The sequence below is a fragment of the Nostoc sp. genome, from assembly GCF_036916735.1.
In the GTDB taxonomy this organism is placed as follows: Bacteria; Cyanobacteriota; Cyanobacteriia; order Cyanobacteriales; family Nostocaceae; genus Nostoc.
Window position 1 is genome coordinate 39,553 of sequence record NZ_JBALFV010000111.1, and the last position, 20,480, is coordinate 60,032.

General features: G+C 42.1%; 17 protein-coding genes. 11 read left to right on the plus strand and 6 right to left on the minus strand.

Features of this window, described 5'->3' with window-relative positions; translation table 11 throughout:
• Window positions 1-192: 192 nt before the first annotated feature.
• A complete protein-coding gene (locus V7L20_RS27980; protein WP_334747204.1) occupies window positions 193-762 on the minus strand; it encodes an SRPBCC family protein in 570 nt (189 codons plus the stop codon).
• 421 nt (window positions 763-1,183) lie between these two features.
• Between V7L20_RS27980 and V7L20_RS27985 the strand changes: the two genes are divergently transcribed.
• The 3 genes from V7L20_RS27985 (at window position 1,184) to V7L20_RS27995 (ending at window position 3,024) form a co-directional block, all read left to right on the plus strand.
• The gene (locus V7L20_RS27985) at window positions 1,184-1,378 is read left to right on the plus strand and encodes a hypothetical protein (RefSeq protein WP_334747205.1); all 195 of its coding nucleotides are present in this window, start codon (window positions 1,184-1,186) and stop codon (window positions 1,376-1,378) included.
• A gap of 179 nt (window positions 1,379-1,557) precedes the next feature.
• Window positions 1,558-1,719, plus strand: a complete 162-nt coding sequence (gene rd / locus V7L20_RS27990; RefSeq protein ID WP_334747206.1) for a rubredoxin — start codon at window positions 1,558-1,560, stop codon at window positions 1,717-1,719.
• A gap of 51 nt (window positions 1,720-1,770) precedes the next feature.
• Entirely contained in the window at window positions 1,771-3,024 is a 1,254-nt protein-coding gene (locus V7L20_RS27995; protein ID WP_334747207.1) for an NAD(P)/FAD-dependent oxidoreductase, read from the plus strand.
• A gap of 104 nt (window positions 3,025-3,128) precedes the next feature.
• On the opposite strand, the gene V7L20_RS28000 is transcribed toward V7L20_RS27995, so the two are convergent.
• Entirely contained in the window at window positions 3,129-4,127 is a 999-nt protein-coding gene (locus V7L20_RS28000; RefSeq protein WP_334747208.1) for an MBL fold metallo-hydrolase, read from the minus strand.
• A gap of 336 nt (window positions 4,128-4,463) precedes the next feature.
• Between V7L20_RS28000 and lpxD the strand changes: the two genes are divergently transcribed.
• Window positions 4,464-5,516, plus strand: a complete 1,053-nt coding sequence (gene lpxD / locus V7L20_RS28005; protein WP_334747209.1) for a UDP-3-O-(3-hydroxymyristoyl)glucosamine N-acyltransferase — start codon at window positions 4,464-4,466, stop codon at window positions 5,514-5,516.
• 444 nt (window positions 5,517-5,960) lie between these two features.
• A complete protein-coding gene (locus V7L20_RS28010) occupies window positions 5,961-6,335 on the plus strand; it encodes a coiled-coil domain-containing protein (protein ID WP_334747210.1) in 375 nt (124 codons plus the stop codon).
• Here V7L20_RS28010 and V7L20_RS28015 read toward each other — a convergent pair.
• Window positions 6,324-7,229, minus strand: coding sequence for a CoB--CoM heterodisulfide reductase iron-sulfur subunit B family protein (locus tag V7L20_RS28015; RefSeq protein WP_334747211.1), 906 nt, complete (start codon window positions 7,227-7,229; stop codon window positions 6,324-6,326). The two genes, V7L20_RS28010 and V7L20_RS28015, sit on opposite strands and share 12 nt — an antisense overlap.
• Window positions 7,230-7,650: 421 nt before the next feature.
• Here V7L20_RS28015 and acpP point away from each other — a divergent pair, with 421 nt between their 5' ends.
• The 6 genes from acpP to V7L20_RS28045 all read left to right on the plus strand — a co-directional run bounded on the left by acpP (window position 7,651) and on the right by V7L20_RS28045 (window position 16,680).
• A complete protein-coding gene (gene acpP / locus V7L20_RS28020; protein ID WP_334747212.1) occupies window positions 7,651-7,905 on the plus strand; it encodes an acyl carrier protein in 255 nt (84 codons plus the stop codon).
• 280 nt (window positions 7,906-8,185) lie between these two features.
• Window positions 8,186-9,436, plus strand: a complete 1,251-nt coding sequence (gene fabF, locus V7L20_RS28025) for a beta-ketoacyl-ACP synthase II (protein WP_334747213.1) — start codon at window positions 8,186-8,188, stop codon at window positions 9,434-9,436.
• 276 nt (window positions 9,437-9,712) lie between these two features.
• Complete coding sequence (tkt, locus tag V7L20_RS28030; protein ID WP_334747214.1) at window positions 9,713-11,740, plus strand: transketolase; 2,028 nt, start codon at window positions 9,713-9,715, stop codon at window positions 11,738-11,740.
• A 317-nt stretch (window positions 11,741-12,057) separates the two neighbouring features.
• Complete coding sequence (locus V7L20_RS28035; protein ID WP_334747215.1) at window positions 12,058-13,059, plus strand: ATP-binding protein; 1,002 nt, start codon at window positions 12,058-12,060, stop codon at window positions 13,057-13,059.
• Window positions 13,060-13,087: 28 nt separating this feature from the next.
• Window positions 13,088-15,706 (plus strand): S8 family peptidase, encoded by a 2,619-nt coding sequence (locus V7L20_RS28040; RefSeq protein ID WP_334747216.1) that lies wholly within the window; start codon window positions 13,088-13,090, stop codon window positions 15,704-15,706.
• A 569-nt stretch (window positions 15,707-16,275) separates the two neighbouring features.
• Complete coding sequence (locus V7L20_RS28045; protein WP_334747217.1) at window positions 16,276-16,680, plus strand: hypothetical protein; 405 nt, start codon at window positions 16,276-16,278, stop codon at window positions 16,678-16,680.
• Between the two features lie 289 nt (window positions 16,681-16,969).
• On the opposite strand, the gene V7L20_RS28050 is transcribed toward V7L20_RS28045, so the two are convergent.
• The 3 genes from V7L20_RS28050 to V7L20_RS28060 form a co-directional block, all read right to left on the minus strand.
• Window positions 16,970-18,421 carry a glycosyltransferase family 87 protein gene (locus tag V7L20_RS28050; RefSeq protein WP_334747218.1) on the minus strand — a complete coding sequence of 484 codons (1,452 nt, stop codon included), beginning with the start codon at window positions 18,419-18,421 and terminating at the stop codon, window positions 16,970-16,972.
• A 532-nt stretch (window positions 18,422-18,953) separates the two neighbouring features.
• On the minus strand, window positions 18,954-19,997 hold the full coding sequence (gene csaB / locus V7L20_RS28055) for a polysaccharide pyruvyl transferase CsaB (protein ID WP_334747219.1): 1,044 nt from the start codon (window positions 19,995-19,997) through the stop codon (window positions 18,954-18,956).
• An 85-nt stretch (window positions 19,998-20,082) separates the two neighbouring features.
• The coding region (locus V7L20_RS28060) for a hypothetical protein (RefSeq protein WP_334747220.1) at window positions 20,083-20,480 on the minus strand (398 nt) is incomplete at its 5' end.

The window sequence follows — 20,480 nt, forward strand, 5'->3', positions numbered from 1 at the left end:
TTGTCAAATATTCGTAAGGTAATATAGCAGGAGGCAGGGGGCAGGAGGCAGGAGGCAGAAGGTAAAAACATTACCTTTGCTGATATTGACGCTTGTCATTATGTCCTAACCTATATGACTACGGCTATAATTAGGAATTACGTTAGTAGCGGTACCAAGTCCGCGTTCGCTTTTAGCGTCTTGTAGAGAGCGTCATAACGAATTATTCTGACCCTTACAAAGTACTTGTCGCATCTTACGCATATTTGCAGGTAACTCTAAATTCATTGCCTGTTGAATGAAAATTGATGGAATTGGAATCAGAGGTGTAGCTTGCACAGTGTAAGCGAGTATTGTGCCGTTACCGCAATCCTTGAGTTCTAAATGAGCGTTAAAATCCTCAAAAGTCCCTTTTTCCATGCGAAATTGGACTTGTTGCCCCAGCACTTCCACAACGTTGAGGTAAATTTCAACTTGAGCCGTGAAGAAGAAAAAGGCTTTTTGTGCTGCTTGATACAGGCGTTTGACTTCACCTTTGTGTAATATCTCGCTTTTAGTGATATCGGGAAAATATTGCACCCACCGGGGGTAATCAGTTAATTGCTGCCAGACTTGCGATCGCACCATTGGCACATACATCCAGGCTGTCACCGCGCCACCCCAGGTTTTGTGCGATCGCGTTTCTATTAAAATTTCACCCTGTACCAGCAACTTTTGCTTGTCTTGATTCCAAGCCATATCTGAACCTGCAATAATTGAGTCTGAGATATAAGACGCAGACATAATGGTTTTAGTTACTCCTCAACTCATCCACCTAAATGGAGTTGAAACTACAAGCCATAAAACTTGATTTAGATCCAACCCACTAAATTTTAGTTCCAGTGTAATGCCTATCCTTTACAGTAACAGAGACTTTTTGGTAATTATTTCAGTTATATTACTGGAAAAACTGTATTTATTATCACAATTAACACAATCAATATTTAAGTGGACTTGATAATAGCAGTATTTATAAATTAAAAACTAAGTTATTAACAGCTAGAATGGCACAAACACGACCTAATATCAAGTATCTTACCCCAAGGTTTAAATAGCATCTCGCTATTTTTACGTGTTATTTATGATGAAACTGCAACTTTATCGTAACTTCATATTTGATTGTCAATATCAAGTGTAATCTCTGTTGAGTTGAGAGGAAAAGTAGGTGAGTCAATCTTCTTTAAATCGTAGATTAATCCAGATTTTCGGTATCCTTCTCGGCATTAGCGTAGCCGTTTGGGTACTGAGAGGCTTTGGTATTCTTACTTTTATTCCAGGTGGAATAATTTGGCTACTGCTACTAGGGGCGATCGCGATCGCGATTATCAGTTACGCCCAAAGGACATGGTGGCGTTTTTAATTTGATTTATTTTGAGAATAGCTAGTATAGTTTCAGAAATTTCTCTTAAAGGTACACGCCTTTATTTGATAATTTCTATGCCGTAGTCTCCTTTAAGAATTGTAGCGTGCCTATTATGACTTACTACCAGAAGTATTTAATAGTGAAGCAATGCCAACAATTTATTAGGAGGAACGAACGTGGCAAAGTATATATGTACTGTTTGCGGCTATGAATATGACTCAGAAGTAGGCGATCCAGATAGCGATATAGCGCCGGGAACAGATTTTGAAGATATAGTAGATGATTGGGTATGTCCTGTTTGTGGTGTCACAAAAGATCAATTTGAACTAGTTGAATAGTGAAGATAACGGCTAGCGTAGTAAAGTACGTGCTATTGAGAAATTTAGAACTTGCTACCGTTACAAATCGTAATTATTGGGGGTGGGGCAGCAGGATTTTTTAGCGCGATCGCTTGTGCTAAAGCCAATCCTGATGCTCATGTTACTTTACTCGAAGCCAGTCGCCAACCCCTAGCGAAAGTGCTAATTTCTGGTGGCGGACGCTGCAACGTTACTCACGCTTGCTTTTTAGCTGAAGAGTTAGTCCAAAGTTACCCCAGAGGTGCAAAAGCTTTGCGGGGGGCTTTGACTCGGTTTGGGCCTCAAGATACAGTAGCTTGGTTTGCTGCTGGTGGAGTCTATCTAAAAACTGAAGCTGATGGCCGGATGTTTCCTGTCACCAATACTTCAGAAACCATTGTGGAATGTCTGATTAAAGCGGTGGCGACATCTGGGGTAAAACTCCGTATCAGTACACACGTAACTTCAGTGAAAACCGCAGCAGATGGGGGGTTTGATATTCATCTGAAGTCGGGAGATCCCATTAAATGCGATCGCCTACTTCTGGCGACCGGCAGCAGCCTTGTAGGTTATAAAATTGTCCAAGAGTTAGGTCATCAAATAGAACCGCCAGTACCCTCTCTGTTTACCTTTAACATTGCCGATCCTCAATTGCAGGCTTTAGCTGGAGTTAGCGTTAACTCTGTGCAATTGCGGTTATCTCTGGATGGAAAATCCCGATTACAACAAATTGGGCCATTGCTAATTACCCACTGGGGTTTGAGTGGCCCTGCGGTTTTAAAGCTTTCTGCTTGGGGTGCGAGAGTTCTGCACCAAAGCCGCTATCAAGCCACATTATTAATTAATTGGCTGCCTGATTTGCACCAAGAACAAGTGCGAGAAAAAATTTTAGCAGTTAAAGATGAATGGGGAAAGAAAGCGATCGCATTACATCGCGGCGTTGACTTACCCCATCGTCTCTGGCAATATATCATTGCCCGTGCAGGCATTACCACAGAAGACCGTTGGGCAGAAATATCTAATAAAACCTTAAATAAACTGGTGCAAGAACTTACTCAGGGACAATATTTAATCAACGGTAAAGGAGCCTTTAAAGAAGAATTTGTTACCTGTGGCGGTGTCAACCTTAAAGAAGTCAACTTTAAGACGATGGAAAGTAGATTAGTATCTGGTCTTTATTTTGCCGGAGAAATCTTAGATATTGATGGCATTACTGGTGGGTTTAACTTCCAAAGTGCTTGGACAACCGGGTATTTAGCAGGGATAGCAATGGCAACTTCCACTACAGGGATTATGACAGCTTAAGAGAGTTTGTAGTAAACACTTTAGTACTTAGATGAGAGCTACAGCCACCCACTACAAACTTATCAAAATTGTCGATCCCAGCACTTGTACTATATGGTTTGCGGTCACGGCTTTGGATCAAGCTCAGTAACGTGGGCAGTGTATGGAATGGGTATCCAGCGATAGCCATTGCCCACTTTTCTAACGTGACCAAGGCCAGGGAATGATATGTGATCTGAACCCACAAGCACGCCGTTTTTCGCCGCGAAGTCGAGCAGTTGTTCGCGAGTCTGAGCAGCTTCGTCAGGCTTCACGTCGTACTGCACTGTTACTTGAGGGTGGCTGAACTGCACTTTTGCAGAGTGGATCGTATCGCCCCAGAGAAACAGCTTATGACCTCGACTCTCTACCAGATACGCTGTATGACCTGGAGTGTGTCCTGGCGCACTACGCGTAATAAAACCAGGAACTAGCTCTAAGCCTGGCTTAATTTCTACTAGCCGCTTGGCTTCCACGTAAGGATTGACAGTGGTCTGCGATTGCTCAAAGGTTTTGCGGGCGGATATCGGTGCTTTTAGTTCCTCCTTTTTACTTAGCCAGTAGGCGACATCCTGACTATCCACATAGACCGTAGCATTGGGAAACTGCCGCTTGCCACCGATCGACAGGCCTCCAGAGTGATCGGCGTGGATGTGGGTCAGCAAGATCGTATCTACCTGATCTGCACGATAACCGGCAGCCACTATGTTAGCCAGCAACAATCCGTTTGAAGACCCAAACAATTCACCGGCTCCGGTATCTACCAGTACTAAATGCGCTCCAGTGTTGATTAGGTAAGCATTGATGGATAACTCCACCGGCTCTACCTCGTGATCGGCAGTTAGCTCGTCGCAAACTATACGAGGATCGCTGAGGATCTGATCGAGATGACGGGGCGCTGTGCCATCCGATAACACCGTCACCTCGAAATCGCCTAATTGCCCTCGATAGAAACCGGGAGCCTGCTTCATTACCTTTGCCGGAACTTCAGTAGAGGCAGACATTGCAGAGGCAGACAATGCTACTGAGCCAAAAATGAAACAAAAAATAAACAGCATCAGGATCAATTGCCTGAATTTCCTCATCAATAATTTCTCCAATTTGTAATTTATTTTATTAGTATCTGGTGGATTGGCATTTGTATTATTGGTAGCTTTTTCAACTTCATCATTATGGTGAAACGATCGCTGCCGAAGATAATCAACGCCTTAAGACGCTATTGAGACAAGATTCAGTCAAAATAGGCTCATCTTTACAACCAGAGCCATCAACCGAAGCATGTCGATGAAGTAATCCAACCTGAAGCAAAGCTAGGAACAGTCAGATTGTTTCATCACTATGCGTTTACAAAATTATTGTATTGGAGCATAAAGAGGGAAAATTATCTTGCGATTGTAGATCAATTTTGAACACACCCAACAATGAAATTCAGCGAAATCCTCCGTCAATTTGGTGACGCGGCCACCAATCATAGCCTGACTAGCAACCCAGACCAAGACTTAGAAATTACAGGTGTAGCAGCTATTGATGAAGCTACCAACGGTACGATCAGTTATGTAGAAGGTGCAAAATTTGGATCTTTTGTTGGCAATACCAATGCTAGTGCTTTAATTTTGCCCCAAGACGAAAAATTACAGGCGCTTGCACAAGAAAGAGGTATTGTCTGGTTAGCAACCCCAGATCCACGACTATTATTTGCCAAAGCGATCGCACTTTTTTACCAACCATATCGCCCCAGCCCAGAAATTCATCCCACCTCTGTGATTCACTCAACTGCAAAAGTTGGTAATGATGTTTACATTGGCCCCCATGCTGTGATTCAACAAGGGGTAGAAATTGGCGATGGTGCAATCATTCATCCCAATGTAGTGATTTATCCAGATGCCAAAATAGGCGATCGCACCACCTTACACGCCAACTGTACCATCCACGAACGTACCCGCATCGGTGCAGATTGCGTCATTCACAGTGGTGCTGTCATCGGTGCAGAAGGCTTTGGTTTTGTTCCTACCCGGACTGGTTGGTTCAAAATGGAACAATCCGGCTATACAGTTTTAGAAGATGGCGTGGAAGTTGGCTGCAACACTGGCATTGACCGCCCAGCCGTGGGAGAAACACGGGTAGGTCGCAATACAGTAATTGATAGTTTAGTGCAAATAGGTCACGGTTGCAAAATTGGTTCTGGCTGTGCGATCGCAGGTCAGGTTGGCATGGCGGGAGGTGTTCAACTGGGAAATCGCGTTATTTTAGCTGGACAAACAGGAATAGTTAATCAAGTGAAGATGGGAGATGGGTCGATGACATCTGCTCAAACTGGGATTCACAACGATGTTGCACCAGGAGAAATTGTCTGCGGAACTCCAGCCCTTCCTTACAAACTATATCTTAAGGTATCTGCTGTTTATGGTCGCTTGCCAGAGATGTATCAATCGCTAAAACAATTGCAACGTAAATTCAAAAATAGCAATGATTAATAGGAGCTAGTAAGTTAAAAGATAAAAGTAAAAAGAGAAGAAAGACTTAATAAGCTCTGTTTTGCCTTTTTACTTTTGCCTTCTCACACTTGATTTGATAGAAAGATGAAATTAAAAGTGTGTAGGCGTAGCCCATCGGAAACATTGCCTACACATCAACTTAAATAATTGCATACATTCTCATATTAATTTAGCAAAATCAGTAATCTTTGCCTTGAACTCAACTACTAAATCGTAGCAACAAGCTATAGGAATCCGATTTGATTTTTGGCGTTGCTGAATTGAAGTATGAATCCGGATGTAGAGACGTAGCAGTGCTACGTCTCTACAAGGATTTTGGTATTATGCAAAATCATTTTCATACATGGAATCAGCAACGCCTGATTTTTGAACAAAATAAACAAAAACAGCAACATTCAAGCTTAGAACTTGGAAGTTGAGCCTTTGAACTCGAAAGTTGAGCCTGTGAACTTGGAAGTTGAGCCTTTGAACTCGGAAGTTGAGCCTTTGAACTCGGAAGTTGAGCCTTTGAATTCGAAAGTTGAGCCTCTGAACTCGAAAGTTGAGCCTTTGAACTCGAAAGTTGAGCCTTTGAACTCGAAAGTTGAGCCTTTGAACTCGAAAGTTGAGCCTTTGAACTCGAAAGTTGAGCCTCTGAACTCGGAAGTTGAGCCTTTGAACTCGAAACTTGAGCCTTTGAACTCGGAAGTTGAGCCTTTGAACTCGGAAGTTGAGCCTTTGAACTCGGAAGTTGAGCCTTTGAACTCGAAAGTTGAGCCTTTGAACTCGGAATGTCCGGTTCAGAAGTTAAAATCCTAATTTTTCCAACACTGGCTTTGTGGAAACAACGTGGCGTTCTAAACCCAGTTCTTTTGGACTAACCCCAAGTGCCAAAGCAATCAACTGGGGTAAATGCAACACTGGTAAACCTAGCTTCTGTTCAATCACCTTTTCCACCTCTGGCTGACGCGAATCTAAATTTAAGTGGCACAAAGGACAAGGTGTAACTATACAATCAGCGCCAGATGTCAAAGCGTCCTGAATATGCATCCCTGCCATCTTGAAAGATTGGGTAGTGGCATAACTAGCAAGCGGCCAACCACAACATTGTGTCCGACCTCGGTAATAAATTGGTGTTGCACCCACCGCCCGAAACATATTTTCCATCGCTTCTGGTTGGAAGGGGTCATCATAGGGTATAGATTTTTGGGCACGGAGGAGATAACAGCCATAAAAAGCCGCACATTTTAATCCAGTTAACTTCCGGGTGACACGTTTGGTAATTTCTTCTAAACCGTAATCTGTTACCAAGGCGTAAAGGAGATGTTTAACGTCGGTACTGCCGCGATAAGGTGAACAGCCTTCTTTATCCAGCAAGCCATTAACCTTTTGAATGTAGGTAGGGTCAGAAGTCTTACATTCTTTCAGGTGTTCGTTCACATGACCGATAACACCTTGACAAGTGCTGCAATGAGTGAGTAAAGGCAAATTTAATTCTTCTGCTAGGGCAATATTTCTGGCGTTAACTGTATCTTCTAGCAATTTAGAATCTTCTTTAAATGTGCCAGAACCGCAGCAAGCAGCTTTTTTAAGTTCAACCAGTTCAATACCCAGTACTTGGGTAAGTGCTTGAGTTGATTGGTAAAGTTCCCGACAGGCCCCTTGAGCAACACAACCGGGGAAGTAAGCGTATTTGAGTGTCTGAGATAGCATAGAGGTATGTTTAGGTTAGAGCGATCGCTCTAAACAATAACTGTTTTATTATTCCTTGTTAGCACCTAAGTTCTGAATGTTTGACGTTCACCATCTCTTTAACCATCTAGGTTCAAAGCAGCAGCGTCTATATATTCTGATTGCTAGCAAGGCTGTAAATACTGACCGAGACATTGTAAAAAAAGTTAGCAATAATTGGACAAGCGAAACATTTACATGCTGTTGGCAATGGCATAGTCCGCTCCTATACTCAATTCTAAGAAAACTTACCCGATTCTTTTGAGTAAGGAGAGGGGTTTTCTAACAGAAAAACCCTTAGTGGTATACGGGCGATCGCGCTTGACGATAAGATGTATATGCTCAAAACAATGTTTCCCGTAAAGAGCAGAACCTAGCAACTGGTCAAGGACTTTTATTATTTATGAGCCAAACGGAACTTTTTAACAAGGTCAAAGAAATTGTCGCCGAACAACTGAGTGTTGAAGATGCTGACAAAATCACTCCCCAGTCCAAATTTATGGAGGATCTCAACGCTGATTCCCTGGATACCGTTGAACTGGTGATGGCCTTGGAAGAAGAATTTGATATCGAAATTCCCGACGAAGCTGCCGAGCAGATTTTAACGGTTCAAGATGCAGTAGATTACATCAATAACAAAGTTACCGCATCAGCTTAAAAAAGTTTTGAGTCTTTGAAGTTTAGATAGCTTTGTCTCGCCCCCTCTGGGCATCTAGGCAAAAATCACTGCTTTGACTTTTCACTGAGTGCTGAGTTAGAGACGCGATTAATCGCGTCTGTACAGGAGTTAGAGTTTTTGAAGGCAAAAGTTCGGAGTTTTCTCTATCTTTGGGCGCTTCCAAAACTCAAAACTCAGGACGGGCAAAACGCCCCGCTAACGCTAACAAAACTCAGCACTGTTTAATGCCTGCTGCTTTTTCGCCACCTTTAACTGAATCATGACAGATTATATACGTAAACGCGTTGTTGTAACTGGTGTTGGCGCGATTACACCTATCGGTAACACAGCAACAGAATATTGGGATGGATTATTGAGTGGACGTAATGGCATTGACCGCATCACATTTTTTGATGCGTCTCGCCATGATTGCCGCATTGCTGGTGAAGTAAAAAACTTCGATCCACATGATTACTTGGAACGCAAAGAGGCCAAGCGCATGGATCGATTTGCCCAATTTGGAGTTTCGGCAGCAAAACAGGCTCTAGCTAACGCGCAGTTAGTTATTAATGAACTGAATGCAGAACAGGTAGGTGTCATGATCGGTTCTGGCGTTGGTGGCATTAAGGTATTAGAAGACCAGCAAACTATCTACCTCAACCGTGGGCCTGATCGCTGTAGTCCATTCATGATACCGATGATGATCGCCAATATGGCAGCAGGATTAACGGCAATTCATACTGGTGCTAAAGGGCCAAATTCCTGCCCTGTAACTGCTTGCGCTGCTGGCTCTAACGCTGTAGGCGATGCTTTTCGCTTAATTCAAGGGGGATATGCCCAGGCGATGATTTGTGGCGGAACAGAGTCGGCTGTCACACCATTATCAATGGCTGGATTTGCCGCTTGCAAAGCCCTCTCTTTTCGCAATGACGATCCGCATAAAGCTTGCCGTCCCTTTGACCGCGATCGCGACGGATTTATATTAGGTGAAGGTTCAGGAATTTTAATTCTCGAAGAACTGCAACACGCCCTCAGTCGCGGCGCTCACATTTATGCCGAAATGATCGGCTATGGTATGACCTGTGACGCTTACCATATTACTTCCCCCGTCCCTGGTGGACTTGGAGCAGCTAGAGCAATAGAACTAGCACTCAAAGATGCCAACATAACTCCCGAACAGATTAGCTATATTAATGCTCACGGCACTAGTACCCCAGCTAATGATTCAACTGAAACCTCAGCCATCAAAAAAGCTTTGGGAGAACATGCTTATAAGGTGGCAATTAGCTCCACCAAATCAATGACAGGTCATTTATTGGGCGGTTCTGGAGGTATTGAAGCAGTCGCAACAGTACTGGCGATCGCTAATGACCAAATTCCACCAACAATAAATCTAGAAAATCCCGATCCAGAATGTGACTTAGATTACGTGCCTAACTATAGCCGCGCTCAAAAAGTCGAGGTGGCAATATCCAATTCTTTTGGGTTTGGCGGTCATAATGTCACACTGGCTTTTAAGAAATACGTCTAAAAGAAGGCAGGGGAGCAGGGAGTGAGGTACACAGAATTAATAACTAATGCCCAATGCCCCATGCCCCATGCCCAAAGTATCATAGATATCATTCCGATATAACTTAAGCGTTCAGCATGACCCAATTATCAGCTTGATTTATCACCAGAAACTCAGGAGATCCCGCTTGTCCATCAACAAGCGGGAGTGGGATGATGAGGATACTGTGGGGAATCTAAAATAACCCCACAAGAGAAGCTACAAAGAGTGCTAACCCGTCGTTAAAAACAAGAGATTATGACTGTTGCAACCCAATCTGCCAAAGAATTGTCCGTCGAAGAACTGGCTATTAACTCGATCCGCTTCTTGGCTGTTGATGCCGTAGAAAAAGCAAAATCGGGACACCCAGGACTACCAATGGGCGCGGCTCCGATGGCTTTTGTCCTCTGGGATCGCTTTATGAAGTTTAATCCCAAGAATCCCAAATGGTTTAACCGCGATCGCTTTGTCTTGTCTGCTGGTCATGGCTCGATGTTGCAGTATGCCCTACTGTACCTGACAGGCTACGATAGCGTCACCATTGAAGATATCAAACAATTCCGTCAATGGGAATCCAAAACCCCTGGACACCCGGAAAACTTCATGACCCCAGGCGTGGAAGTTACAACTGGCCCCTTGGGTCAAGGAATTGCCAATGGAGTTGGTTTAGCGATCGCCGAAGCGCACCTTGCCGCTAAATTTAACAAACCCGATACCAAGATTGTTGACCATTACACCTATGTAATTTTAGGTGACGGTTGCAACATGGAAGGAATTTCCGGTGAAGCTTGTTCTTTTGCAGGACACTTGGGATTAGGCAAACTCATCGCTCTGTACGACGACAACCACATTTCCATCGACGGTTCCACAGATGTGGCATTCACCGAAGATGTTTCTAAGCGCTTTGAAGCTTACGGTTGGCACGTCCAACACGTCGAAGATGGTAACACGGATTTAGAAGCGATCGCCAAAGCAATTGAAGCGGCTAAAGCTGTCACCGATAAGCCTTCTTTCATCAAGGTAACAACTATTATTGGTTACGGTTCCCCCAATAAAGCAAACACTGCTGGCGTTCACGGTTCTGCCCTTGGTGGAGACGAAATAGAATTGACTCGGAAGAATTTGGGTTGGGAATACGAACCTTTCGTAGTACCCGAAGAAGCCCTTAACCATACACGCAAAGCAGTAGAACGCGGTGCAGGCTACGAAGACGAATGGAACAAGACCTTTGCCGACTACAAAGCTAAGTATGGTCAAGAAGCAGCTGAATTTGAACGTTACCTAAGCGGCAAACTACCCGACGGTTGGGATAAGGCACTCCCCACCTACACCCCCGAAGACAAAGCAGCGCCCACCCGCAAACACTCAGAAACTTGCCTCAATAAACTAGCGGCGGTTTTACCTGAATTGATTGGTGGTTCGGCTGACTTGACCCACTCCAACTTGACCGAAATCAAGGGTAAAGGCGACTTCCAAAAAGGGCACTACGAAAACCCCAACATCCACTTTGGTGTGCGGGAACATGGTATGGGCGCAATTTGTAATGGTATAGCGCTACACAGTTCAGGATTAATTCCCTACGGTGCTACCTTCTTAATCTTCACAGATTACATGCGTGCTGCCATCCGCTTATCCGCCCTTTCCCAAGCTGGCGTGATTTGGGTGATGACCCACGATTCCATTGGACAAGGTGAAGATGGCCCGACACACCAACCCATTGAAACCCTAGCTTCCTTGCGAGCTATTCCTAATTTATTAGTGTTTCGTCCCGCAGACGGTAACGAAACCTCTGGTGCTTATAAAATAGCGATCGAGAAAGCGAAGCAAAACGCTCCGTCTCTGTTGGCATTCACCCGTCAAAACGTCCCCAACTTGGCAGGTACATCGGTTGAAGGCGTGGCAAAGGGTGGATACACCGTGGTAAATAGCGAAGGTACACCTGATATCATCCTGATTGGAACTGGTTCAGAACTGAGCCTCGCCGTCGGCGCCGCTGAAAAACTCACGGCTGAAGGCAAAAAAGTCCGTGTTGTCTCGCTACCTTCATGGGAACTGTTTGAAGCACAGGATGCGGCTTATAAAGAGTCCATTTTGCCGAAAGCTGTCACCAAGCGTTTATCTGTAGAAGCTGCCGCTAGTTTCGGTTGGCATAAGTATATAGGTACTGAAGGCGATACTGTTAGTATTGATCGCTTTGGTGCTTCGGCTCCAGGCGGTGTTTGTCTAGAGAAGTTTGGCTTTAGCGTTGATAATGTGTTAGCTAAGGCTAAACAATTGTTGGGTTAATAGCAACAGAATATTCTTAAAATTTTGTAGGGTGGGCATCTTGCCCGCTTTTTTTTACGCAGAGGGGCGCTGAGGTGAATCCAGAGGGAGATATGATGACTTTATTATTGATGGAAGCCAAAGATGATATAGACCTAAAAGCAACGCCCTATAGTTAGATATACTCCATTTCTGAGCAGGAGATTGATCATTAGTTTACATTACTTAATATAATCAATAGGGGACAAGGCGATCGCGTTATAATTTTCAATGCACTACATAATATAGTACTATAGTACTATATTAATCAAAAATTACTATTTATACTGAGAGGCAGTATGAAAGCAGAGCTTCTCAAGAGATTTTTTAGAGCGATCGCTAGTTCAGATCAAGAGGCGATTGACAAGCTGACATATTTAGTAATTGAGGAAGAACGCACTAAGGGGCATACTCTCTTAGCTGACCAGTTAGAGAATATCACTAAAAAAAGCCAGAAAGAGAAGCCTACTAACATCAGCAAACCTGCTTCTTCAATACCAGAAAACTTACAGGCTTTAACTGAATTACCAACTAGTAAGCGATTTAATCTTCCTCTGGTAACTATTATACCAAGGGACAATTTGCGGCATCATATGGTGTTGCCTGAAAATATAGAGAAACGTTTTCGCCGAATTGAACGCGAATATGCGGCAAGAGATAGGCTTGCTCATCATGGATTGCGTTACAGACAAAAAATTCTTCTATATGGGCCTCCTGGCTGTGGAAAGACGCTAGGAGCAGAACGTTTAGCTTGGAATACTGGTTTACCACTTCTGAAAGTTCGATTTGATGCAATGGTATCGTCTTTTTTAGGGGAAACTGCGAGCAATTTGAGACTTGTATTTGAGGATGCTTCAAAAAATCCATGCTTATTGTTTCTTGATGAATGTGACTCAATTGCTAAGTCACGAGAAGACTCTCAAGAAGTAGGAGAAATTAAGCGAGTAGTAAATACATTTTTGCAAATTTTGGACGAGTATCAACCGTCTTCTGGGCTTTTAGTAGCAGCAACGAACCTAAATAAATCTTTAGATACTGCCCTTTGGAGAAGATTTGATGATTTGATTGCAGTACCCAAACCCGGAGAACAAGAGCTAGAATTTATACTAAAAGAAACACTATCTGCAATTGAAGTGGGATCTATCAATTGGCCAAGGATTATTGAGCAGATGAAAGGTTTTTCTGCGGCTCAAGCTGTCAGGGTTGCACAAGATGCAGCTAAACGAGCAATCCTTGAGCGAGAAGAGCTAGTGATTCAAGAACACTTAGAAGAAGCGATCACAGAAATCAAAGTTTCCTAGTATTAAATTTTGCTGTCTGGATAAATAAATGGTTAAAAGTTCTCAGGGTTTTCCACATATCCGGCTTAGGCTAACAACAGAAGGACGTGCTGCATCGCCATCAGGAGGAGGAAAAAATAATCCTATAACAGTCGTTAATCTGGGTAATCGCCAGGGACATGGAGGTAAACTCAAAAGTTCGGTTGACTCCTTGATCTTTGAATGGCAAGAAACTCAAGAAGAACGAGAGCAAGAAGAGAAGCCGCCACTTAAATCTCGACGTATTATCTTAGAAATTGATCCTGATTCTTTTAATCCAGATGGGTTGAAAGCATATGGCATTGAATTGATTGCTGATACAGAAGATGGATATATTATCGGTGCATCAGCAGATTTAGAACTTAGTGAATTACAAAAAAAAATAGAAAAATTTATTAATGATCTGTATGGTGGTAATAAAGTTGCTGAAATTTGGGAAGTAATAGACGGTAAAAAAAAGCCAGAATTGATTCTTTCTCCAAACTTATTCGCTGAATTATATGAGAATTGGCTTGCTATAAAAGAAGAGCAGATATACACTGTTGATGTAGGTGTTGCTTGTGTAGGAACCAAAACCAAGCTGCCTAATTATCCCAAACCCCAACCTAATGAAACTAATGATAAATTTACAACGCGAGTTAATAAGTGGATTCAAAAACGTCAGCTAACTGAGCAAGAATGGGAAGAGATATCCTGGGAAAGGCAAGAAGAATTTGAAGAGTTTATTCAATTTTATAAAGGCAAGATTAGCAAAGGTTTTCAAGATGATGGGGATGAGATTGGTACAGCTACTTTGCCTGACAGTTTTTCATGTCGAATTCAAATTTCAGGTAAAGGTCTAAAAGATTTAGTTGAAAATTTTCCTTACATTTTTGATGTTAGTGAGCCAGATGAGTTTGCTGAAATTATTCAGCGAGAGGATCTATCTGATACTGATTCTCCATCATTTAAACTAGAATCGCCAGAATTAAATGCTCCTAAAGTATGCGTTATAGATAGTGGTATTCAAGAAAGACATTCTCTGCTAAGAGCAGCAATTGATTCAAAAAACTCAAGGTCTTGGGTTCCACGAGAAACTGATAAAACTCCAGACTATGTTAACAATGGTGGACATGGAACAAGTGTCGCCGGTGCAGTCCTTTATCCAAAAACTATACCTCGTAATGGTAATGAAAAAGCTGTTTGCTGGATTCAAAATGCCAGAGTTCTTCAGGCTAACTGCAAACTACCTAAACAACTATTTCCAACGAATCTTCTGGGTGAAATAGTAGAATTTTATCACGAACAAACAGGAACTAGAATTTTTAACCATTCTATTACTGGTTCTGTTCCCTGCCTAACCCGATATATGAGTGCTTGGGCATCGTCTATTGATAATTTAACATGGCAAAAAAAGGATATTCTCTTTATTGTTGCAGCAGGAAATTTACCTCTCAACAGTAGAATTGGCTTGACAAGATTATCTGTGAGAGAACATATAGCAGCAAATCGACAATATCCAGACTATCTATTAGAAGATTCATGCAGAATTGCTAACCCTGCACAAAGTTTTCAAGCTTTAACGGTTGGCTCTATTGCTTTGAATTCTTATCATGCACCACCTTATTATTCGATTGCACAGAAAGATAAACCCTCCGCTTTTTCGTGCTGTGGATTAGGAATTTGGGAGACGATTAAACCGGAAGTAGTTGAGTACGGTGGAGATTTAGTAATAGATGAAGGTTTACCACCAAATATTACTTTTCCTAAAGATGTTTGTCCCGAATTAGTAAGATCAACTTTGAACGGTGGCCCAGCGATTGGGGCTGATAAAGTTGGTACTTCTTTTGCAGTACCCAAAGTAAGCCATATTGCTGCACGTCTTGCTGCTGAGTTACCTAATGAAAGTTGCCTTCTTTACCGTGCATTAATAGTACAATCAGCAAGATGGCCAGAATGGATAGTGGGATATGGTGGCGATAAACTGCACATCCTACGTCAAATTGGTTATGGTCTTCCCGATGTTGATCGTGCTTTGGGTAATGCTCCCAATAGAATCACTTTGATGACAACAGGAGAGCGCCATATTGTAGCTAAACAAGCTCATATTTACCAAGTAAAACTGCCAGAAAAATTGCGTTCTCAAGGAGAGGCATTTAAGATTCTTCTGGAGGTTACTTTATCATACAAAGCCCAACCACGTCGAACCCGTAGAAATCGCCGAAAATATCTTTCAACTTGGCTAGATTGGGAATGTAGTAAAAAAGGAGAAGATCCAGAACTTTTTAAGGCTAGAGTTTTGGAAGAGTTTGTTGCTCCAGAAGATGCGGAGAAGGGAGAAGGTCTTTTTAAATGGATGCTCGGCAAACAAAATCATCACGGAATAATTAAAAATGTATCTAGAAGTGCAGGAACCCTTCAGAAGGATTGGGCTGTTGTAAATTCATTTGAACTCACAGAAGCATTTTCTATTGCGGTAGTTGGACATGAAGGTTGGAATAACGATCCAGAAGCTAGCGTTCCATACTCTTTAGTTATGAGCTTTGAAGCTATACAAGTTGATATTCCAATTTATACGTCAATTGTCGAGGCTCAAGTTGAAACAGAGATTCAACACCCGATAGAAATTCAATCTACTGTACTTAGCTGAGGCGATCGCAGCATCGCAACTAACTACAAAAAATGCCATATTACTTATTACCCCCTACATTTAGGAGGTTCCCATGACCTGGTTGCGCTGGTAGGATAATCAGGGTAGTTTGCTACAAACAGGATGGGAGCGATCGCAGCAAACAGAAGCACGAGCGCAACCCTTGGCTGCTAAACTAAGAGAATTAAATGTTAACCTACATCAATGATTTTAGATATTTTGTCAACTATCTAAAGATAGATAAGGTAAACACTACGCGATGCATGATCAGCAATCACTTGCTAGTAGTGAAAAAATCAAACTTTCATACCTAAAAATCTATAATGTATCTTTAGTTGATTTTGTCAATGTGTAATCTCTAGTATTACCTAAGAAATCAGTAAGGCCTTCTCAAGGCTTAATCTATATTCATGCTTTCAGGTGATGCAGTTATGAGTTTACAAATGTGATTATATATATGTCCTCAAACAATATATAGTTGCTGTTGTCCAATTGAAAAAGTATAATTTTCTCTGACTCCAGTAACTTTACCTTTATCCAATTGTTTGATGTTTTGAGAAGGTAACACAATGAATAATATCCTAAAACGCACACTTCTACCCAGCCTCATGGCTGCAAGTTTAGCTGGTGTCACATTAGTTCCCGCTAAACCGGCTGCTGCTGATGACCAAGTATTAAGAGATGTAGGTATTGGGGCTGTTACCAATGTAGTCACCGGAGCGGTTAGGGGACATGGTAATATATTAAACAATGCTGTTAGAGGTGGTGTGACTGGTGCAGCCGTTAATGGTGCAAATGGTCTGAGAAACACTCGCAATCGCCGTCATCGCAATCTTGGTCAAGATGTCGGAGTAGGTGCAGGCGCTAGCGCAGTGACTGGTATAATTACTGGCCATAGCAGAGATACCCTTGGCAATGCAGTTGATGGTGCTGCTGTAGGTGGAGCAATCCATATTCTCACTAATCACAAATAATTGCTAATTCATTAGCTGAGATACTTCCCAAGCGTTAACGCTTTGAACTTATCCCTTTTCTCATTCCTCTACTTTTAGGATGAATTGCTGTAAGCCTAATATTTTTGGTTCTGGTTAGGTTTGCTGGTGCAATAGCAACTACTGATATAAATAGAAACAAAGAATTTATCACCCGTAAGAATAGACCGCATCTACAAAAACCTGGCAGCGTAGATGGGAATTTTACGGGTTGAATTCTTTTCTTAGAAGACGCAACCATTACACAGGAAAATAGGCAAGAATGATGCTTTTAAATGTGAAGAGGCTGTTTTTGACGTACAGAACCAATTGCTAAAATTAAAATACTCAGGGTGATTGCTAAAACCGCATAACTCGGTAGGGCAAATATAGTTATTTTCATTATGTATGGCAATTCCCCTGCTTTCACATTCCATCGGTTTGCTAGAGAGTCGATGAGCCAGCCATGAATAACTGCTGTTTGCACTGCAAGACAGCAAACTCCTGCTAACCAAACAAACATTCTTCTCCAAGAGAATTTACAATACCTGATCTGATAGAGTAAATCATTTAGTAAAAAAACAACAGCAGGTATTAACATCACAGAACTAGTTTCTTGCGAATAGGTGATGCCAATACTTAAGCAAGAAACTATTGCCATTTCTGTTAAATATATTTTTTTTGACCAGTTGGAAAGAGATTGTTGTAGATACCAATACCAACCCGCCAAACCAAGAAGTATCAAAACAATTAAGTTTGACAATAGCTTGGCAAAGAATGGGTTATTGGGAAGTAATCTCGGTCCCACAACCATCAAATCGAGACGACTAATCGATATAAAAGGGCTAACTGCGGGATCAGTTTGCCAGAGGGAAAATCCACGAAGTGCATCAGACACGAATTGTGTCAAAGAATTACCTGTCAAGGCTAGACCTAAAAATGCTAGACAAGTTACTGTGATAACAGATACAAAAACTAAAGAGAACCGCCTTTTAAGTAGAAAGTAGAGAACGAATAATGCAGCTAATGTGGGTTTAAAAAGGGCAACTCCTAAGCAAATTCCTGCTGGAATATCCTGATGTTTCCTAGCTAAGATAAACATCCATAAGATAAGAACTGCAATAAAAATTGCAACATTACCAACTTGAAGATCCCGAACTACGCCATAAATCAAGACAACCGAAATTGTGCAAATAGTTCTGAAAGAGCGTGACTTTGACTCTAGTAATATATTCGCTCCCCATAAGGCTAAACCGATTGCTAATATGTGCATTAAAATCGAGATTTTAAATGCAGTATTCATCGAAAAATAACCGAGAAACCAAATAAGAGGAATAATATTAGGTGGATAGACAAACGGTGGAAGAAAGCCACACACCGTAGTTATAGTACAGAAAGTCTGATTAAAAATCTCGACATTAAAAGGACTCAAATGCTGATGAGCCAATTTACTTGCCACATAATACCACTGAAAATCCCATAAAGGTGGATTTGGCTGGTTTAGGAAATAAAGTAGCCAACCTGTATAACAGAGGAATCTTGTAACGACTAATACAATACCTGCTTGGAGCAGGAAGTTAACAATTGGTTGACGAAAAAATTGTATCAACCGTTGGATGGCTGAATATTTTAAGAATAAAGAATTTTTCCAGGCTGCCTTTTCTTCATCTAATCGCCAATTATTTTTGAGAACTAAAGCAACTAAAACTACTATAATTATGTTCCAAAAGCCAAAGCTGATCATTATAATTATTTTTGCATTTAGTAAATAATATCGCTAAAGTGAATCTGGATAATAAATACTAAGGTATTTTTATAACTATTTCATAAAATGTTGATAATTACTCCCTGACGGCTGAAAGAAGGATTAATAAAAGCCGGAAAAGAGGTATTTATATAGATACACAACATGATTCTTTTGTAAAGTGTGTAAGTTTTATAAGTAGCCCTTTCAAGGTGATTGGTAAAATATCTTTTTTTTCTCTCTCTGCGCCACTTGCTTCTCCCTACAGGCCTTCGGGCATCCTACGGCAGGCGCTAGCCTCTCCCTTTGGGAGAAGGGGAGACGCTTTGCGTAGCTTGCTTCTTCGTAGGAGTACAAGTCTGTTAACCGCAAGGGCGCACTGGCTTCTCTGTGCCTCGGCGATTTAAAAGTAATTTTTCTAACCACAGAGACGCAGAGAACACAGAGTAAAGAGATTAAAGAGGAATTTTTGACCTACCTTGAAAGAGCTAGTTCTATAAGTTTTGCACTTTCTTCGCTACATTTTTTAATCTTACTTATTACATAAAGCGTGGCTTAACAACTCGCGGTTTATTAATGCTCTATCTACTAAAGATTGTATTTGCTCTGGTGATAACGGATCACCATTAGCGTAATGCTCCATCCAAGTCAGGCTAATCAAATTGGGGTCATCTGGTAAACTAGCTAAATCCCATCCAGGCATTTCCAAGTCTTCCATGAGACGATTTACTTTAGGATCGTAACTAAGAGCAAAGCAGCGACAACCAACAGATGCTGCCATGATCAAGCTGTGTAGACGCATCCCAATTGCCATTTCCACGCCGCGAAACACACCTTTCAAAACTTGCGGATCTTCTAGACATAGAATCTTGCTAACCTCTTTAAGGTGGGGTTGAATGGTTTGGGCAATAGTTAAATCTTCACTTTTTTGAAATGGTAGTAATAAAATAAAAGTTTGCGTAGCTTTTTGGAAGTCAACCAAAGCACGGGTTAAGTTTGCTAGGCGTGTTTCTGTAAGTTGGGGATGCGATCGCAATGTTAGGGCAACTCTCGGTGCAGGTAAATCCCAAAGTCCCGGCACTGGTTTTGATTCCAACGCCCAAACTGGGTCAGGAGCTATAATACAAGGAATTTGCCAATCAGATAATAAAGCAGCACTGGCGCGATCGCGGACACTAATTTTGGTACAATTACCAAATGTTTGCCGTGCTAACCAACGAGTTTGGGGACGCACTAACGGGCCAATACCCTGCGCCCAAGCAACAGTTTTCAAACCCATTTTCTGCGCCAATGCCATCAGTCCGCCATAGTAAAATGGGCTAATGGTACTGGTAACATCCTGAATCAGACTCCCCCCGCCCCAAATCAAGGCATCACTTGAGCGTAAAGCTTGCAGTACAGCTAAAGGAGCCATGCGATCATAGGTTTCTACATTGTAGCGATCGCGCGTTTCCTCTGGATTACCCGAAAGTACCACAGGCGTTACCTGAGATGGTAACATTTGCAAAAGCGTTGCCAATAAAGCTTCGTCACCACCATTACCTTTACCGTAATATCCAGACAATAACGCCCGCATCTTGACCATTTTGGATTTTAGATTTGAGATTTTGGATTAATAGTTATTGTTAAATGAATCTCTGTCCCCGATACAGATGATAAACTCAATCCTGAGTTCTACTTTGAATAGTGCAGAAAACAGTTAGAACTGCCTCTGAACTCGACAGTTGAGCCTCTAAACTCGACACTTGAGCCTTTGAACTCGACAGTTGAGCCTCTGAACTCGACACTTGAGCCTCTGAACTCGACAGTTGAGCCTCTGAACTCGACACTTGAGCCTTTGAACTCGACAGTTGAGCCTCTGAACTCGACACTTGAGCCTCTGAACTCGACAGTTGAGCCTCTGAACTCGACAGTTGAGCCTCTGAACTCGACAGTTGAGCCTCTGAACTCGACAGTTGAGCCTTTGAACTCGACAGTTGAGCCTCTGAACTCGACAGTTGAGCCTCTGAACTCGACAGTTGAGCCTCTGAACTCGACAGTTGAGCCTTTGAACTCGACA

Bases quoted from the DNA above. Each gene is read 5' to 3' on its own strand.
- V7L20_RS28050 (WP_334747218.1), bottom strand. From the start codon at position 18,421: ATGATCAGCTTTGGCTTTTGGAACATAATTATAGTAGTTTTAGTTGCT.
- V7L20_RS28035 (WP_334747215.1), top strand. From the start codon at position 12,058: ATGAAAGCAGAGCTTCTCAAGAGATTTTTTAGAGCGATCGCTAGTTCA.
- V7L20_RS28000 (WP_334747208.1), bottom strand. From the start codon at position 4,127: ATGAGGAAATTCAGGCAATTGATCCTGATGCTGTTTATTTTTTGTTTC.
- acpP (WP_334747212.1), top strand. From the start codon at position 7,651: ATGAGCCAAACGGAACTTTTTAACAAGGTCAAAGAAATTGTCGCCGAA.
- V7L20_RS27980 (WP_334747204.1), bottom strand. From the start codon at position 762: ATGTCTGCGTCTTATATCTCAGACTCAATTATTGCAGGTTCAGATATG.
- V7L20_RS28040 (WP_334747216.1), top strand. From the start codon at position 13,088: ATGGTTAAAAGTTCTCAGGGTTTTCCACATATCCGGCTTAGGCTAACA.
- csaB (WP_334747219.1), bottom strand. From the start codon at position 19,997: ATGCGGGCGTTATTGTCTGGATATTACGGTAAAGGTAATGGTGGTGAC.
- lpxD (WP_334747209.1), top strand. From the start codon at position 4,464: ATGAAATTCAGCGAAATCCTCCGTCAATTTGGTGACGCGGCCACCAAT.
- tkt (WP_334747214.1), top strand. From the start codon at position 9,713: ATGACTGTTGCAACCCAATCTGCCAAAGAATTGTCCGTCGAAGAACTG.
- V7L20_RS28015 (WP_334747211.1), bottom strand. From the start codon at position 7,229: ATGCTATCTCAGACACTCAAATACGCTTACTTCCCCGGTTGTGTTGCT.
- V7L20_RS28045 (WP_334747217.1), top strand. From the start codon at position 16,276: ATGAATAATATCCTAAAACGCACACTTCTACCCAGCCTCATGGCTGCA.
- fabF (WP_334747213.1), top strand. From the start codon at position 8,186: ATGACAGATTATATACGTAAACGCGTTGTTGTAACTGGTGTTGGCGCG.